We start from the raw sequence: 16,208 nt of genomic DNA, 5'->3' as shown, positions 1-16,208 counted from the left end.
GCCTATTTAGTGAGGGAGGTAGGCCCTCAGAATAGATACTACTAGAGTAATGCCTAGTAGTTAGTGTAATTGATATCGAGGTTTTTTTGAAAAACCGAGCTGTTGCAATTGCAATGCAATAGACGGATCATCAATTCTTTCCGGTGTTTCTGCATCTCTCAGAAAGTGATCATTAGGTACCTGATAGATATCGAGCATCTTGTTAAAAAGCACCGCCCTTATATCCATTGGGGTCATGCCATTTTGTTGTAATTCATCAAGCTGCTGCTGAATGTCTGAAAGTTTCCCAGAACGCGCATCATCCGTGTCTGCCAAAACTTCGTTGGTAAACTTATTCTTCATTTAAACAACCCTAATCAGTTTACAGTTACGCATATGCTAGTCGTTATATGCTTATACTGAGTCACTTCTTTGTGTTAAAAATAGATACTAAGCTATTAGTACTCTTAGGATTCTACTCTTTTTTTATTGGTGATTGCTAATCTACATGTAAAGCTTTGTAAATAGAGTTGACCTAATAAAGGGAACTAAAAAACAGGTGATTTTATCCTGACTATGCAACTTGCTGAAAATTTTAGAGATAATTATTGGTACCATCCTTAAGTACCAATAATTATTTTAGGTGCTAAGAAAAAAGTTTTTGCTTTACATGCTCTGCAAAACCACTTCCTGCCTCTAAATAAAAGTTATAAGTAGAGTCAACGCCCATATCTTCTAGTTCTTTTTGCTGATCTGGATAATTGGCAATTGCAGTAACTTGTCCTTGATAACCTGAGGCTCGTAGTTGCTCCAAAGCAAAAATATTCTGCATATGTTTAGGCATAGCGAGCATTACCATACCGACATGTGAATGATTTACACGTTGCCAAAAATCAGGGTCTGTTGCATCAGCGAGTAATACCCGACGACCACGTTTGATGTGCTTTTCTACTACATCAGGTTTGATATCAATACCCGCGACAAGATTTGGATGGGTTTGGCTAATCGTTTCATAAGCACCCGTGCCAATTCGGCCCATGCCAAATATCACGATTTTAGTATCATTTAAATTAACAGGTAGTTCCTCAGCAAGACGGCTGTCACTTTCAAATTTAAGTAGCCAATGTTCGATTTTGACATAAATCTCATTTGATCGTTTGTTAAGAGGCGAGGCTAAAACAAATGTGATTGAAACTGCAATAGCCATAACTGCCAGCCATTCAGAAGTAATTAAATTGCTGGTAGCTGCAACTGCGCAAACGATCAGGCCAAACTCACTGTAATTGGCTAAGCTAAATGCACTTAATAACGAAGTACGAGCACGTAACTTAAATGCGTTTGTCAGTACATAATAAAGTGCAACTTTTAGTGGCAAGACGAGTATAATGATAAGTGCAACAATCACTGCGTGACTTGTCAGTTCGGCATTCAAACCAATATTTAAGAAAAAGCCAACCAGTAACACATCTTTTAAATTCAGTAATGACTTTGATAACTCACCTGCTTTTTTGTGTGATGCGAACATCATACCGATAATCAACGCACCTAAATCACCTTTAAGACCTGCAAATTCAAATGCTTGGTAACCTAAAACTAGTGCAAAGAAAAACCCGAATAAAGGTAATAGTTCACCGTGTTTTGAGCGATTTAATACCCAAAACATCACTGGACGTAAAATAGGCAATCCCACTAATAATGCCAGTGCCCACATGTTCGGTGCTTTACCTGTACTGATGGCTAAGAAGATAACAGCGAAGATATCTTGCATAACTAGAATGCCAATGGCGATTTTACCATGCAGGCTTGCCATCTCACCGCGTTCTTCCAATACTTTTACGGCAAATACGGTGCTTGAAAAGCTAAAAGCAAAGCCGACTAACAATGCACTTTGCCAAGTAAGTTCACTAAATAAAGGCAGTGCAAGGGCACCTAGCAGTAACATAAAACCACTAAACAGCGTGCTGCTCAGAACAATGTGCATTGAGGCAGGCGCCCACACTTGCGGTTTCATTAAATTAGACACTTTAAGTTTTAGACCTATGCTAAAAAGTAATAGTGTTACACCGAGGTTTGCTAATGTATTTAGTAGTTCGGTTGTTTTATAACCATAAAGATTAAGCGCAAAGCCTGCTAATAAAAAGCCGATGAGAGGAGGTAGCTTTAATTGATAAATGGCAAAGCCAAACACGAAAGCGGTAGCAAAGTAGATAAGTTCCATAATTGTTCTTTTAGCTTCATTTGCTAGCAGTGTAGCGAAATATTCGTTATTGGAAAACAATATCGAGCAAGAAGAGTTCAAAAAATAAGCACTTATCCATGATTTATTGATTAATCCGCCAAAAGCAACATTTTTTCGCTGACAATAGCTTTTAATTGTGGTTAAGATGCATTAACAAAGGAATTTAAGCCATAACTAAGAAGCTGGCTTAAGGAGAATAGATGTTTAAGAAAATCCTTGCATCAGTAGGTATTGGTGCAGCAAAAGTTGACACTGTACTTGAGACAGAGCATTTACAACCTGGTCAAAAATTTAATGCCGTGATAGTCATCAAAGGTGGTGATGTTGATCAAGAAATTTCGGGTTTAGACCTAGCACTTATGACCCGTGTGAAAGTTGAAAGTGATGACGGTGAGTATTTTACAAACCATGTGATAGAAAAATGGCGAATTACAGATATTGGCATGATTGCAGCGGGCGCTGAAAAGCATATCCCATTTGAAGCTCGCCTACATTCTGAAACCCCGATCACTGAAATTAACGCTGGTTATAACCAATCGCATGTTTGGCTTGAAACAGGCTTAGACATTGATCTAGCCCTTGATCCAACTGACCGTGATGCATTACACATTTATCCTAATGACGCTGTAAGCACGTTAATGGAAGCGATGGATAGACTTGGTTTTAGCTTAGTGAAAGCAGATGTAGAAAAGGGTTATTTAAAAGCACCTACTTTTCAATCGCATTCAGGCTGTTATCAAGAACTTGAATATCGCCCAAATAGCCGAAGCCTATTTGGCTTACAAGAGATTGAGTTGTCGTTTGTGCCTGAAGCACATAAAACTCATGTATTAATCGAGCTTGACCGTGCCTTTAGGGGGGACGGTTATGTCGATTTAACGATTGAGCATGATCATGTAAACCTGTCGCAGCTGTGTGATCAGCTAGAGCGATTATTTGCTTAAAGATTAACGACTGAATAGCGAGTTAAAACCCAGCTACGGCTGGGTTTTTTGTTTTCATTAAGGAGCATTATGTTTTCAATTAAAAGTTATAACGAACTCAGTAAAGATGAGTTATTTGCCATTTTACGGGCGCGGGTTGATGTATTTGTGGTAGAGCAAACTTGCCCTTACCCAGAAATTGACGAAGTGGATAACAATGAACTGACCCAACATGTGTTCTTGTTCAAAGGCCTGCAGGTGGCAGCCTATGCACGATGCTATAAAAAGAATGAGCAATTTAGCGCATTTGGTCGTGTGCTGGTAGCAGAGCAATTTCGTGGTGAAGGACTCGCAAGCAAGCTAGTGCAAACCGCGATTGATACATGTAAGAGGCATTGGCCTGATAAAGCGATTATGATTGGTGCTCAGTGTTACCTAACAGGGTTTTATCAGCAATTTGGTTTTGAAAATGTGGGCGATGATTACCTAGAAGATGGTATTCCACATCAGGATATGTGTTTGAAGTAGCCTATGGGGCCACTTCAAACATAAATGCTTACTAGCTTAACAAAGAGTTAGCGAATACGAGTGCAATGGCGAGTGGGCAAATAAACTTGATATACCATGGCCATACTTTCCAAAAGAAACTACTAGCAGCTTCTGGGCACCCTTGTTGAATTTCTTTTAGTAACGACCCGCGATGCCAAATCCAACCAACAAAAATACAACACATTAAGCCTAGAATAGGTTGACCAATCTTAGTTGTTAAGGTGATCACAAAGCCAAACAAGGTGCCTAGGTTAAAGACAATTGTAAAACTGATAAGGGCAATAATACCGCCAATGATCCAAGTCGCTTGTACTCGCTTTAGCGCAAAACGTTCAACAGCATAAGAAACAGGTGCTTCTAGCATCGAAATTGATGACGTTAATGCTGCAATACTCATTAACGCGAAAAAAGCAAAACCAACAAAAATACCCACATCACCCATGCTGGTGAAAAGCGCCGGTAACACTTGGAATACTAAGGTATCTTCTGAAAGTAGTGCACCTTCTGCAGAGAAAATCTCAACACCTTGTGCCTGGGCTACATACATCGCAGGAATAATAAGTAAACCGGCAACAAATGCAATGAACACATCGATTAAAGTCACATAAGCGCCTAACGATACTAAGTTCTCCTTTTTGCTGATGTATGAGCCGTAGATGATCATTACGCTGGTACCAAGCGATAGTGAGAAAAATGCTTGCCCTAACGCATTCACTAATAACTCAGGGTTTAAAATCGATGAAAAGTCTGGCACTAAATACGCTTTTAGGCCTGCCATTGCGCCATCTTGAGTCATTACATAGATGATCAGCATAAACAAAATACCTAACAGGGCAGGCATTAAGCGCTTCGACCATTTTTCAATGCCGTTTTCGACGCCTTTAGAGATAATCGCAACGGTTAAAATAATAAATGTAGCAGTAAATATAAGGTTTCTTGATAGTGACTGCTCACTAAGCCAACTGCTAGCTTGCTCTTGCCCCACTAATTGTGCTGCGGGTTCAAGTGTAGCGCTCAGCATCCAGCCAGCCACTATCGCATAGAAGCTTAGGATTAGGCCCGCACAAATAATACCGCCAAAGCCAACTATGAAGGCAAACTTTTTTTGCCATGCTTGATTTGTTACTTTTCGAAGTGAAGTAACTGCATTAGCTTGACCATGACGACCAATCACTAACTCAGCCATTAAAGCAGGATAAGCAAGACAAAATGCTAACACTAAATAAGCCACTAAAAATGCGGCACCGCCATTACTTGCAGTTTGTGTTGGGAAACCCCAAATATTTCCTAAGCCAACAGCAGAGCCTGCTGCAGCCATAATAAATCCAAAGCGGGAGCTGAACTCCCCACGTGATGCGCTCATATTATTGTTACTTCTCTATTTGTGACGGCGCTGACAATCTACTTTAATTAACGCTAAATAAAAAGGGTTAATCTAGGTCAAATTCGTTCTATATATTGTTATCTTTGAAGTCAGCGTACATTTCGTGCAATTGTTCTCTACAATACGAGACAATTAACGTAATTGAAACATGTTTAAAGGCTTTTATTTTGAATTGAAAGAGTAAAACACGCGCCTCTGAGCTGTTCGCTCTTTGTAACGCTGACGGTGCCGTGGTGCCAGTCAGCAACTTTAGCGACAATGGCTAAACCTAGCCCGTAGCTTTCTCCATCCCGATTTCGATGTGTTTGTTCTTGGAAAAATGGACTAAATACTTTTTGCCAGTTTTGTTCGCTGACACCCGGGCCGTCATCTTCAACCTTTATGGTAACGAGTTCACTGGTACTGGTTGCACTGAGTAAAATTTCAGATTCAGCAAAGTCGCAAGCATTACTTAATAAATTAACAATGGCCCGAGCTAACCAGTGCAAATCAGCACAAATATCTTCGCCTTCAACGCGGTGATTAATGCGTAAGCCATGTTGTTCTACTTTAGGTTCAATTTGATGAATGAGTGTAAGGATGTAGGTTTCTAAATCAGAATGATTGAAGGTCAATTGATTCGCTTTTTGCTCAAGGGTAGCAAATGCCAGATAACTCTTTAGCATTGACTCCATTTGATCTAAGTCGTTTTCCATGCGAGCAAGATACTCTAGGCGCTTTTCTTCACTACTACAATCTTGCGCTGCTTCAAGACCAAACCGCAAGCAGGCGATAGGTGTGCGAATATCGTGAGATAAACTCGATGCCATCAACTTATTCTCATCAAGCAGTTTTTCAATTTGGCTAGCCATACGGTTGAATGTTAGCTCAACATCTTTGATATAGGTAAAATGAGATAAGTGAATACGACTTTTTAAATCGCCTTTGGCAAAGCGTTTTGCTGCTTCGTTTAAAACGGTTAAACGCTTGGCTAGTGGCGCAATGATAAAGCCCATAAATACGCATAACCCAGCGTAGAACAACAAGGTGAGTAACACATCGTTGCCTTGTTCGTGTGTTAAGTCTTTATCTAAACGCATTTTTAAGTGGTGCGTGCCTAAAGCGGCTTCACTATAAAGTAAATAGTAGCCTTGTTGATCTTCGAGGATCAGACCGCTAGGTTGGGTCATTTGTGCTAACAATGAATGAGGTAGCGCAAGCGATTGCGTCGGGCGATACTCAAGTTGCACTGCAAAGTCTTGATTAATATCCGTGATAGCTTGCTCGCGCTGTTTAGCGTCAAGCTTGGCGATTTGTTTTGCAAAACCTTTAATCATTTGTGTTTCGCTAGAAAACACATCTTGAGGAGCTTGGGTTTGCTGACTGAAAGCATCAATTAGCCAACCCAAAACAATGATTGAAAGTAAAGCACTACCAAGTAGCGAAAGATAAAACTTTTTCACAGGCGCTCAATGCTATTGCCATGCCGTGGCAACAAGTAAATAGCCTTTGCCCCAGATGGTTTTAATTTTTTCAGGGTGTTGTGGGTCATCATTAAATTTTTTACGTAACGATGAAATGAGCACATCCACACTTCTGTCTAAGCCATCATACTCTCGACCTTTCGTCGCTTTAAACACAGAGTCGCGGGATACAACTTGGCCTGCATTACTTGCTAAGTAATGGAGTAGAAGGTATTCAGCACTTGAAATATGAACTTCTTCATCTGCCAAGTAAACGGTACGTGATTCAGTATTAATTGATAACTTACCCACATTTATTAGTTCAGAGTTGGCTGTTGACTCTTGCGTATCAGTTTTAGAGCGCAGTGCCGCTTTAATACGTGCTAATAATGCACGGGGACGAACGGGCTTCATCATATAATCGCTTGCACCCACTTCAAGGCCAATCACTTCATCCATTTCATCATCACGAGCGGTTAGCATAATAATTGGGGCTTGATAAAACTGCCTTAAGTCTCGGCACACACTAATACCGTCTTGTCCTGGTAGCATAATATCTAACAAAACCAAGTCTGGGTTTGTTTTACGTACTTGCTCAACAACTTGGTCACCGCGTTGACATAGTGTTGTTTGGTAGCCTTGTTCGATTAAATATTCTGCAACCCAGTTGGCAAGAGATATATCATCTTCAACCAATAAGATGGTCCCATAATGTTCCATTATTCACTCCTAGTTAAAACAATCGCCAGCGTCGTTTCTTCTGACGATTTTTATAGACCCATTGCAATTGTATTTCGGTGCTTGCGACAACTTTACCGTTATTACTATTTATTAGCTCGAAACCAATACTTTCAGCAGAATCAAACTGGTATCTAAATAGCCCTTTTTGTTGCATTAACCAGCATTGCATGATGTGCTTACTTTGAGCGTTGCGTAAGCAGTAATTGCCAGTATTATGTTGTTGCCAGGTTATATCCACCTCGGCAAAGCAATTTCTACCTTCACGTAAGGCTACGCATGTATCAGGCAATGCAACTAACGCATTATCTGTATTTGCTTGATCTTGGGCAAACACGGGTTTTGCAAATAATATTGTTAACGTTACACAATACTTAAAAAACATAACGCACGCCTACCTTGGCTTTATGCTGATACTCTTGCGAAATAATTGGGCTTTGATGAATGTCTTTAGAAAACCAGGTTGAAAGCCAGCCAGTTAGAAACACCCAATGCCTATTTATAGGGTATTCAGCATGGAATTCAAAAATTAAACTGTACGAGGTATCAGGATCATAGACAGGGCGTGTTAATAAAGATTCTGATGGTGAAATTCCAAAGTAATAGTCAGTAAAATCATTAGAGTAAGCACTTAAGCCAACACCAGAGCGGAACTCCCAATTTCGCCAAGGGATAATCTGACTAAAAAATGAATTCATCACCCAGCCGTTGTGGGTACCAGAAACATCATGTAAATACTCAAATGAGATTTGTGAGTTTTCGAAACGGCGTGATAGGCGAAGGCCAACATCAAAATCATAATTACGGCTTTTTATACCTTCGAGTTCTGCGATGACTTCGTCACCGTAAAAAGTTAAGCCTGTATCATCAAAACCAGATTGAACATTTGTGCCTACTAGGTCTAAGCCCCATTCAAATTTGTCGATAACACTATAACCCAGAGTCAAACCACCACTAAGTTGGCTTTGATCATAATCAAGGTAAAAATTGTTGTAAGTAATGGCAAGGTGAATATCTGGTTCAAAGCCATCATTGTAAGAGTCCATGCCTATTAGATACGAGTCTTCAATGTAATACCCAGCGCCTATGCCCCAGTCCCATGCAAAGCCTTGGCTAGGCTCTAGTGTATTGTCGGCATAATAGCGATTACTTGCTAGGCTTGGGGTACTTAGCAAGGTTAAACATATTAAAAATAGGGTACTTTGAGCTCGCAACGTGGCTTCCTTGTCTGTCTGTAAGAAAGGGTAATAGCATATAGTATATTGTTAATGAGTTCCTGTAATCTGTAAAAAAATGTAGCAACAGACGAATGAAATGATGTTGAGGAGATAGTGAAGGGCGCTGTTTGCCTATGGGCAGACAAACAGCGAAAGTTACTTATTGAACTTTGATTTTATCGATTAAGATACTGCTAAGATAGTATTGCATCATAGGCGTAAGAGCACTAACTTCAGTACGGGTACACGGGCCTTGTTCTTTTTTTAACATGTCCATGCGTGTAATGGTCTGATACTCAGGTATCGTCACGTCTTTATTCACACGTGCCATACGTGCTTGCTCTGAATTTTGCTCATGCACAAAACTGGCTACTTCAAGTTCATTCTTTATTAGTTGTTGTTGCTCAAAGCTGTAGATTAGCGGCTCGCGGTGAAAGCTTGCGCTATCAATTGACGATTTTGCAAACCACACGACATCACCGGTTTTTCTATGAGTTAAACGCATACTTACTTGGCCTAAAATAGTCGCACATTGTTGAACAGGGTATTGCTTGGCGACTTCATCGAATAAAGAAAGTGGCTTTTTGGGTTTCACCAATTGGTATTCTGTTTCTTCAATAAGCTCAAGATCAAGCTGATGGATAGATAGGGTATAATCTGCTTGTGCGCTTTCGGCTACGACTTTTAACTGCTTAGCTATAAGTGCCTCAGTTAGTTGAGAGTACAGTGTATCTGTGACACTGGTTTTGTCGGCAACTATCATGACGGTTTGATTTTTACTTACTGTATGAGCTGGTAGCTGTACCGATTTTACTTTAGGTGATGCATGCTCTGTTTGATACTCAACTTGAAAACGCTGGCTCTGTAAGCTCGGTTTTTTTGGCATTGTAAGTAACGGCGCTGGCTCTGGTTTAAGGGCGCAACCGACTGAAATTAAAACAAAAAATAAAAGCACGAATAAGCGCATAAAAAATAATCTACCCATAAATAATTAAGATTAAGCGTATTGTACGTTAGTCGAGGCAAAAGTTCATGATATTATGTTATAAGAAACTTCCTAAACAGACTTAAAAAAATAAATAATGAAGTACAGCTTATTTTTAATTTCCTTTCTTTTTTCTTTAACACTGCTTTTTGTTAGTGGTGAAGCTGCTTCGAGTGATAAGCAATGGCAAACATTCGTTGCTGATTATAATAAACACCTCACCCGAAAACTAAAAAGTAAAGGGATCCCAGGTGGCTCATTGGCAATTGTAAATATTGGTCATGATGATTTTATTAACGGTATTGGTCGAACAAAAATAGAAAAAGGCCGCAGAGTCGATAAACATACCCGCTTTCGATTGGCATCCGTCTCAAAAACCTTTGCGGGTTCATTAACCGCTAAACTGGCAGCACAAGGGGAGTTTAATATTGATGACCCTATCAGTAAGTTTATTCCTGCTTTTGCTAATACTGCTTATAAAGATGACTTAAAAATTTATCACATATTGAGTCACTCTAGTGGCTTGGTACCTAACGCATACGATAACCTAATTGAGTCGCGTATGAGCTACCCAGATATTGTCGAGCGGCTATTGACTGTTGAGCCTATCTGCAAACCAAGTGAATGTTACGGTTATCAAAATGTGATGTTTAGCTTGATTGATTCTGTGATTTATCAATCAACACAGATGGATTACTCACACTGGATTTCGGAGTATATTTTTGCACCATTAAAAATGGCGGATGCGAGTGTTGGTTTTGAGGGGATGGTGAAAGATGATAATTATGCTCACCCTCATGTGCGCGGCAGAAAACGATGGTATACATCACGCTTGAAGAAAAACTATTATAAAGTGCCTGCGGCTGCAGGAGTGAACGCCAGCGCAAATGACATGGCGATTTGGTTGAATGCACAGTTAGGGCAATACCCTGACGTATTACCACTCGAGGCATTGATCAAACAAACCCGCCCTTACACACATACTAAAAAAGAAACTCGTCGTAGGGTTTGGCGTGAACATGTAAAAGATGCTTATTATGGATTAGGTTGGCGTGTTTATGATTATGATGATGAAGTGCTTTACTACCATAGCGGTTGGGTACAAGGTTATCGCAGCGATATTGTTGTATTTCCGCATCTAAACATCGGGTTTAGCTTAGTTCTTAATGCCGAAACTGGGTTAATTAACGAGCTTACTACCGAGTTTATCAATCGGGTTCTTAAATTCACGCGAGAGCAAAAATAGCTTAGGTAAAAAAGTTTAGTTACAAATTAATGGAAAATTATTTTTGCCTACAAAAAAGCCAGCAAATTTGCTGGCTTTTTCTGATTCGAAACTCCACAAGGCAGGATTAACCGCGCGGTAATTGAATCTTTTTCTCTTCGCTTTGACGATACAGTACAATTGTATGACCAATTGTTTGTAGTTTTGTTGCGCCTGTCTCGCGAACAATTGCATCAAAAATCAATGTTTTAGTTTCACGTTCATCTGTAGGAACTTTAACTTTGATTAACTCATGGATTTCAAGAGCGCTTTCGATTTCAACTAAAACGCCTTCGGTTAATCCGTTTGCACCAAGTAATACAACAGGTTTTAAACTGTGCGCTTGGCCTTTTAAAAACTGCTTTTGTTTGTTCGATAATTTCATCATGTTACAAATTTTGCTGAATATGGCTTGAATTAAGGGTATTCTAACGCCATCTAGAGAATATTACTAATTAGTTACGTATTAATTTTATGGCAAATAAAAAACATTCAGCCAGTTCTAAGCGTTGGCTGAAGGAACATTTCGACGATCCTTATGTTCACGAAGCGCAAAAGAAAGGTTGGCGCTCTCGTGCGGTATTCAAATTAGACGAAATTCAAAACAAAGATAAATTAATCAAACCATCGATGACGGTGGTTGATTTAGGTGCTGCGCCAGGAAGTTGGTCACAGTATTTAGCTGAAAAGGTTGGTGATAAAGGTCAGGTTATTGCTTGTGATATCTTGCCTATGGATTCCTTAGCAGGTGTTGATTTCTTGCAAGGTGACTTTCGTGAAGAAGCGGTACTTGATGCACTATTAACACGTATTGACGGAAAAAATGTTGATGTAGTTTTTTCTGATATGGCACCCAATATGAGTGGTAATACATCAGTGGACCAAGCGGGAAGTATGTATTTAGTCGAATTAGCATTAGATATGTGTCACCAAGTTTTAAAGAAAAATGGTGCGTTTTGTGTCAAAGTCTTCCAAGGTGAAGGATTTGATCAATACTTACAAGAAGTACGTAATAGCTTTAAAGCAGTGAAAATTAGAAAGCCCGATGCGTCACGTGCCCGCTCTCGGGAAGTATATATAGTGGCGACAGGTTACAAACTGTAGTACAGTTGTGCTGCGTTAAGTTGAATTTAAATTAATTGGATACAAGAGGTTAACTCCTTGAGCGATATGGCGAAAAATCTAATACTCTGGCTGGTCATTGCAGTAGTGCTAATGTCAGTGTTCCAGAGCTTTAATGGTGGTGATCAGGCAGATCGCCAAACAAGTTACACTCAATTTGTTAGCGACGCTCGCAGTGGCGCTATCCAAGAAGTCTCAATTGAAAGCACCACTGGTACGATTACTGGTACTAAAACAAATGGTGAGCGCTTTCAAACCATCATGCCTATGTATGATAAAGACATCTTGAATGATCTTTTAAAAAGCAACGTTAATGTCAAAGGCGTTAAGCCAGAAGAGCAGTCATTCCTCGCCAGCATTTTAATCTCTTGGTTCCCGATGTTACTGCTTATTGGTGTGTGGATTTTCTTCATGCGTCAAATGCAAGGTGGTGGCGGTAAAGGCGCGATGTCTTTCGGTAAGAGTAAAGCGCGCCTGATGAGTGAAGACCAAGTTAAAACAACGTTTGCTGATGTTGCTGGTTGTGACGAAGCGAAAGAAGATGTAACTGAACTTGTAGACTTCTTACGTGACCCATCAAAATTCCAAAAGCTAGGTGGTAGCATCCCGAAAGGTGTGTTGATGGTTGGTCCTCCTGGTACAGGTAAAACATTACTAGCTAAAGCGGTAGCTGGTGAAGCTAAAGTGCCGTTTTTCACAATTTCAGGCTCTGATTTCGTAGAAATGTTTGTTGGTGTTGGTGCATCACGTGTACGTGACATGTTCGAGCAAGCTAAAAAAGCAGCACCTTGTATCATCTTTATTGATGAAATCGATGCAGTAGGCCGTAAACGTGGCGCTGGGATGGGTGGTGGTCACGATGAGCGTGAGCAAACGCTAAATCAGATGCTTGTAGAAATGGACGGCTTTGAAGGTAATGAAGGTATTATCGTTATCGCTGCAACGAACCGCCCTGATGTATTAGACCCTGCGCTATTACGTCCTGGCCGTTTTGACCGTCAAGTTGTTGTTGGTCTTCCTGATATTCGAGGCCGTGAACAAATCCTTAAAGTTCACATGCGTAAAGTGCCATTAGGTGACAACGTTGAAGCTGCGGTAATTGCACGTGGTACACCTGGTTTCTCTGGTGCTGACCTTGCAAACTTAGTTAACGAAGCCGCTTTATATGCAGCCCGTGGTAACAAACGCGTTGTAAGCATGGCAGAATTTGACGCTGCAAAAGATAAAATCATGATGGGCGCAGAGCGCAAGACCATGGTGATGAGTGAGCAGGAAAAAGAAATGACTGCTTACCATGAAGCGGGTCACGCGATTGTTGGTCGCATGGTGCCTGAACATGATCCAGTGTATAAAGTGTCTATCATTCCTCGTGGTCGTGCTTTAGGTGTCACTATGTACCTGCCTGAGCAAGATCGTGTAAGCCATTCAAAAGAGCTATTAGAGTCAATGATCTCGAGTCTTTACGGTGGTCGTATCGCTGAAGCACTTATCTACGGTGAAGATAAAGTGACAACTGGTGCAAGTAACGATATTGAACGTGCAACAGATATTGCTCGTAAAATGGTTACCCAATGGGGTCTAAGTGAAAAACTTGGTCCGTTACTTTACGCTGAAGATCAAAACGAAATGTACATGGGTGGCGGCGGTAGCCGTGCTATGAGCATGTCTGATGAAACAGCAAAAGTTATCGACAGCGAAGTTCGTTTATTCTCAGACCGTAACTATCAACGTGCAGAGCAAATCCTTAAAGATAACATTGATATCTTACATGCAATGAAAGATGCACTCATGAAGTATGAGACGATCGATGCGGGTCAAATTGATGACTTAATGGCACGTCAGCCTGTACGTGAGCCACGTGATGTTCATGACCGCCGTTCAGACGATAAAAAGCCGAGTGCGAAAGCTGAGCCTGTAGTTAATGAAACTAAATCTGATGATTCAGTAAAAAAGGATGAAACAAGCCTTGATGACAAAGCTGAATAATCGCTAGAATATAAAAAGCAAAAGCCCCGGATGCCGGGGCTTTTTTGTAGCATAAAATTGGCTCACTATTCCAGTGGAGTCCAGTGAAGCAAACGCATGGAAGTTTAAGTAAAAATGACCGCTCTTAAATTACCGCGAGGTCGCATTTTACGCCTCGATTCCCCTGTTGTTATGGGGATTTTAAATGTCACTCCTGATTCATTCTCTGATGGTGGTAGTTATTGCCAACTCGACAGCGCTGTCAAACAAGCTAAAACGTTATTAAATCAAGGCGCAAAAATAATTGATATAGGTGGTGAGTCAACCCGCCCTGGGGCACCTGATGTATCTCTTGAGGATGAGCTTGATCGCGTTATTCCTTTAGTTAAAGCGCTAAGAGCATCCAGCGACTGTATTATTTCTATTGATACCAGCAAAAGTGAGGTAATGCGCCAAGCGATAATTGCAGGGGCTGATATCATTAATGATGTCAGAGCTTTGCAAGAGCCAGGGGCAATAGAGGTATTAGCACAATACCCTGAAGTGGCAATTTGTTTAATGCACATGCAAGGTCAGCCTCGTACGATGCAAAGTAACCCACATTATGATGATTTATTTGCTGATATTAACGAATTCTTTGCAGAGCGTTTAGCCGTGTGTGAGAAAGCGGGCATTCAGTCTGAACGTATTATTTTAGATCCAGGTTTTGGCTTTGGTAAAACACTGGCTCATAATTACCAAATCTTAAATAAGTTTGATGTATTTAACCAATTCAAATTACCGGTTCTTGCGGGATTATCTCGTAAATCAATGATCGGTAACTTATTAAATAGAGATACCAATGAACGCTTAGCGGGAAGCCTTGCAGGCGCGCTGATAGCAGCACAAAACGGTGCAAAAATCATTCGCGTTCATGACGTACAAGAAACAGTTGATGTGCTTAGCGTTTGGCAAGCATGTACTAAAGGAATTACAAATGAGTAAAACAAGAAAATATTTTGGCACGGACGGTGTACGTGGCATGGTGGGTGAATTCCCTATCACTCCAGAGTTTGCGCTTAAGCTTGGTTGGGCTGCAGGTCGCGTTTTATCAAAAATTGGTACCAAAAAAGTCATTATTGGTAAAGACACCCGTATTTCTGGCTATATGCTTGAAACATCACTTGAAGCTGGCTTAATCGCCGCTGGTATCGATGTTGTTTTGTTAGGCCCAATGCCAACGCCGGCGGTTGCATATCTTACGCAAACGTTCCGTGCTGAAGCGGGTATTGTAATTAGTGCATCTCATAACCCCTACCATGATAACGGAATTAAATTCTTTTCAAGCAGAGGCTTAAAATTACCAGATGATGTTGAGCTTGAAATTGAAGCCATGATGGATGAGCCAATGACCTGCGTTGCCTCTGACAAACTTGGTAAAGCGCGTCGTTTAGAAACGGCTGATGGTCGTTACATTGAATTTTGTAAAAGCCAATTCCCACAAGGCTTATCGCTTGAAGGTTTAAAAATTGTACTCGATTGCGCAAATGGTGCTACATACCACATTGCACCGTCAGTAATGCGTGAGTTAGGTGCTGACGTTATCTGTCATGCTTGTGAGCCAAACGGGGTAAATATCAACCTAGAGTGTGGTGCAACCCATGTTGAAACGCTTAAACGCAAAGTATTAGAACACAATGCTGATGTTGGTATTGCCTACGATGGTGATGGTGACCGAGTAATGATGGTTGACCACAATGGTCGTGTATTTGATGGTGATGACATTGTTTATATCATTGCTTGCCAAGCCGCTAATGACGATATTTTAGGTGGGGGTGTTGTTGGCACTGTTATGTCTAACATGGGCCTTGAAAATGCATTAAAAGCGCGCGGTATTGGCTTTGCTCGTAGTAAAGTAGGCGACCGCTACGTGATGGAACTACTGCAAGAAAATGGCTGGAAAATCGGTGGTGAGAGCTCAGGCCATGTATTAAATCTTGATTTAATCAGCACGGGTGACGGCATTATCTCAAGCTTGCAAGTGTTAGCGGCAATGGTTGCACAGAATAAAACGTTGCAAGACTTAGGGGCAGGTTTTACAAAGTACCCAATGAAAATGATCAATGTTCGTTACCCACAAGGTACCGATCCAACGCAAGATCAAGCTGTAGTTGAGATGGTAGCGCATGTTGAAGAGCAATTAGGTGATACAGGCCGAGTATTACTTCGAAAATCAGGTACAGAGCCTGTTGTTCGAGTAATGGTTGAAGCTGAGCAAGAAAAAGTTGTACTTGATAGTGCTCGCAAAATAGCTGAAGTTGTCGAAACTGTGAGCAAACAAACCGAGGCATAACAATAACCTCTTGTAACTTCGGGCAAGTCGAGTTAGTATCTTGCCCGCTTTCAAATGTGGAGTGGAATA

16 protein-coding genes are annotated in these 16,208 nt (G+C 40.8%); 7 read left to right on the top strand and 9 right to left on the bottom strand.

Going from position 1 to position 16,208, the window contains the following annotated elements; all coding sequences use genetic code 11:
• Positions 1–60: 60 nt before the first annotated feature.
• Together AOG27_RS04080 and AOG27_RS04075 are read right to left on the bottom strand one after the other, a co-directional pair.
• On the bottom strand, positions 61–342 hold the full coding sequence (locus AOG27_RS04080; protein ID WP_054551713.1) for a hypothetical protein: 282 nt from the start codon (positions 340–342) through the stop codon (positions 61–63).
• A 283-nt stretch (positions 343–625) separates the two neighbouring features.
• Positions 626–2,197, bottom strand: a complete 1,572-nt coding sequence (locus AOG27_RS04075; protein ID WP_054551712.1) for a cation:proton antiporter family protein — start codon at positions 2,195–2,197, stop codon at positions 626–628.
• Positions 2,198–2,418: 221 nt separating this feature from the next.
• Here AOG27_RS04075 and AOG27_RS04070 point away from each other — a divergent pair, with 221 nt between their 5' ends.
• Entirely contained in the window at positions 2,419–3,162 is a 744-nt protein-coding gene (locus AOG27_RS04070) for a sporulation protein (protein WP_054551711.1), read from the top strand.
• 66 nt (positions 3,163–3,228) lie between these two features.
• A complete protein-coding gene (locus tag AOG27_RS04065) occupies positions 3,229–3,669 on the top strand; it encodes a GNAT family N-acetyltransferase (RefSeq protein WP_054551951.1) in 441 nt (146 codons plus the stop codon).
• A 31-nt stretch (positions 3,670–3,700) separates the two neighbouring features.
• Here AOG27_RS04065 and AOG27_RS04060 read toward each other — a convergent pair whose 3' ends face one another.
• From AOG27_RS04060 to AOG27_RS04035, 6 genes are all read right to left on the bottom strand, one after another.
• Positions 3,701–5,053 carry a sodium-dependent transporter gene (locus AOG27_RS04060; RefSeq protein ID WP_054551710.1) on the bottom strand — a complete coding sequence of 451 codons (1,353 nt, stop codon included), beginning with the start codon at positions 5,051–5,053 and terminating at the stop codon, positions 3,701–3,703.
• A gap of 173 nt (positions 5,054–5,226) precedes the next feature.
• On the bottom strand, positions 5,227–6,516 hold the full coding sequence (locus tag AOG27_RS04055; protein WP_054551709.1) for an ATP-binding protein: 1,290 nt from the start codon (positions 6,514–6,516) through the stop codon (positions 5,227–5,229).
• Positions 6,517–6,528: 12 nt separating this feature from the next.
• The gene (locus tag AOG27_RS04050) at positions 6,529–7,236 is read right to left on the bottom strand and encodes a response regulator transcription factor (protein WP_054551708.1); all 708 of its coding nucleotides are present in this window, start codon (positions 7,234–7,236) and stop codon (positions 6,529–6,531) included.
• Between the two features lie 13 nt (positions 7,237–7,249).
• The gene (locus AOG27_RS04045; RefSeq protein WP_054551707.1) at positions 7,250–7,639 is read right to left on the bottom strand and encodes a DUF3019 domain-containing protein; all 390 of its coding nucleotides are present in this window, start codon (positions 7,637–7,639) and stop codon (positions 7,250–7,252) included.
• Positions 7,629–8,468 (bottom strand): MipA/OmpV family protein, encoded by an 840-nt coding sequence (locus AOG27_RS04040; protein ID WP_054551706.1) that lies wholly within the window; start codon positions 8,466–8,468, stop codon positions 7,629–7,631. The genes AOG27_RS04045 and AOG27_RS04040 overlap by 11 nt, the downstream gene beginning before the upstream one ends.
• 163 nt (positions 8,469–8,631) lie before the next feature.
• Positions 8,632–9,438, bottom strand: a complete 807-nt coding sequence (locus AOG27_RS04035; RefSeq protein WP_054551705.1) for a hypothetical protein — start codon at positions 9,436–9,438, stop codon at positions 8,632–8,634.
• A gap of 115 nt (positions 9,439–9,553) precedes the next feature.
• Between AOG27_RS04035 and AOG27_RS04030 the strand changes: the two genes are divergently transcribed.
• Positions 9,554–10,702 carry a serine hydrolase domain-containing protein gene (locus tag AOG27_RS04030; RefSeq protein WP_054551704.1) on the top strand — a complete coding sequence of 383 codons (1,149 nt, stop codon included), beginning with the start codon at positions 9,554–9,556 and terminating at the stop codon, positions 10,700–10,702.
• 106 nt (positions 10,703–10,808) lie between these two features.
• Here AOG27_RS04030 and yhbY read toward each other — a convergent pair whose 3' ends face one another.
• Positions 10,809–11,105, bottom strand: a complete 297-nt coding sequence (gene yhbY, locus AOG27_RS04025; RefSeq protein ID WP_054551950.1) for a ribosome assembly RNA-binding protein YhbY — start codon at positions 11,103–11,105, stop codon at positions 10,809–10,811.
• An 89-nt stretch (positions 11,106–11,194) separates the two neighbouring features.
• Here yhbY and rlmE point away from each other — a divergent pair, with 89 nt between their 5' ends.
• The 4 genes from rlmE to glmM all read left to right on the top strand — a co-directional run bounded on the left by rlmE (position 11,195) and on the right by glmM (position 16,139).
• The gene (gene rlmE, locus AOG27_RS04020; RefSeq protein ID WP_054551703.1) at positions 11,195–11,824 is read left to right on the top strand and encodes a 23S rRNA (uridine(2552)-2'-O)-methyltransferase RlmE; all 630 of its coding nucleotides are present in this window, start codon (positions 11,195–11,197) and stop codon (positions 11,822–11,824) included.
• Positions 11,825–11,890: 66 nt separating this feature from the next.
• On the top strand, positions 11,891–13,828 hold the full coding sequence (ftsH, locus tag AOG27_RS04015; RefSeq protein WP_054551702.1) for an ATP-dependent zinc metalloprotease FtsH: 1,938 nt from the start codon (positions 11,891–11,893) through the stop codon (positions 13,826–13,828).
• A gap of 114 nt (positions 13,829–13,942) precedes the next feature.
• On the top strand, positions 13,943–14,791 hold the full coding sequence (gene folP, locus AOG27_RS04010) for a dihydropteroate synthase (RefSeq protein ID WP_054551701.1): 849 nt from the start codon (positions 13,943–13,945) through the stop codon (positions 14,789–14,791).
• Complete coding sequence (gene glmM / locus AOG27_RS04005; protein WP_054551700.1) at positions 14,784–16,139, top strand: phosphoglucosamine mutase; 1,356 nt, start codon at positions 14,784–14,786, stop codon at positions 16,137–16,139. Before folP ends, glmM begins: the two co-directional genes overlap by 8 nt.
• Positions 16,140–16,208: the final 69 nt, after the last annotated feature.

It is taken from the genome of Pseudoalteromonas lipolytica, from assembly GCF_001306915.1.
Classification (GTDB): Bacteria; Pseudomonadota; Gammaproteobacteria; order Enterobacterales; family Alteromonadaceae; genus Pseudoalteromonas; species Pseudoalteromonas simplex.
This window is presented reverse-complemented; position numbering and strand designations above follow the sequence as displayed.

Coding starts and splice junctions, on each gene's coding strand:
- AOG27_RS04080 (WP_054551713.1), bottom strand. CDS start 342: ATGAAGAATAAGTTTACCAACGAAGTTTTGGCAGACACGGATGATGCG.
- AOG27_RS04075 (WP_054551712.1), bottom strand. CDS start 2,197: ATGGAACTTATCTACTTTGCTACCGCTTTCGTGTTTGGCTTTGCCATT.
- AOG27_RS04070 (WP_054551711.1), top strand. CDS start 2,419: ATGTTTAAGAAAATCCTTGCATCAGTAGGTATTGGTGCAGCAAAAGTT.
- AOG27_RS04060 (WP_054551710.1), bottom strand. CDS start 5,053: ATGAGCGCATCACGTGGGGAGTTCAGCTCCCGCTTTGGATTTATTATG.
- AOG27_RS04050 (WP_054551708.1), bottom strand. CDS start 7,236: ATGGAACATTATGGGACCATCTTATTGGTTGAAGATGATATATCTCTT.
- AOG27_RS04045 (WP_054551707.1), bottom strand. CDS start 7,639: ATGTTTTTTAAGTATTGTGTAACGTTAACAATATTATTTGCAAAACCC.
- AOG27_RS04035 (WP_054551705.1), bottom strand. CDS start 9,438: ATGCGCTTATTCGTGCTTTTATTTTTTGTTTTAATTTCAGTCGGTTGC.
- AOG27_RS04030 (WP_054551704.1), top strand. CDS start 9,554: ATGAAGTACAGCTTATTTTTAATTTCCTTTCTTTTTTCTTTAACACTG.
- yhbY (WP_054551950.1), bottom strand. CDS start 11,105: ATGAAATTATCGAACAAACAAAAGCAGTTTTTAAAAGGCCAAGCGCAC.
- rlmE (WP_054551703.1), top strand. CDS start 11,195: ATGGCAAATAAAAAACATTCAGCCAGTTCTAAGCGTTGGCTGAAGGAA.
- ftsH (WP_054551702.1), top strand. CDS start 11,891: ATGGCGAAAAATCTAATACTCTGGCTGGTCATTGCAGTAGTGCTAATG.
- folP (WP_054551701.1), top strand. CDS start 13,943: ATGACCGCTCTTAAATTACCGCGAGGTCGCATTTTACGCCTCGATTCC.
- glmM (WP_054551700.1), top strand. CDS start 14,784: ATGAGTAAAACAAGAAAATATTTTGGCACGGACGGTGTACGTGGCATG.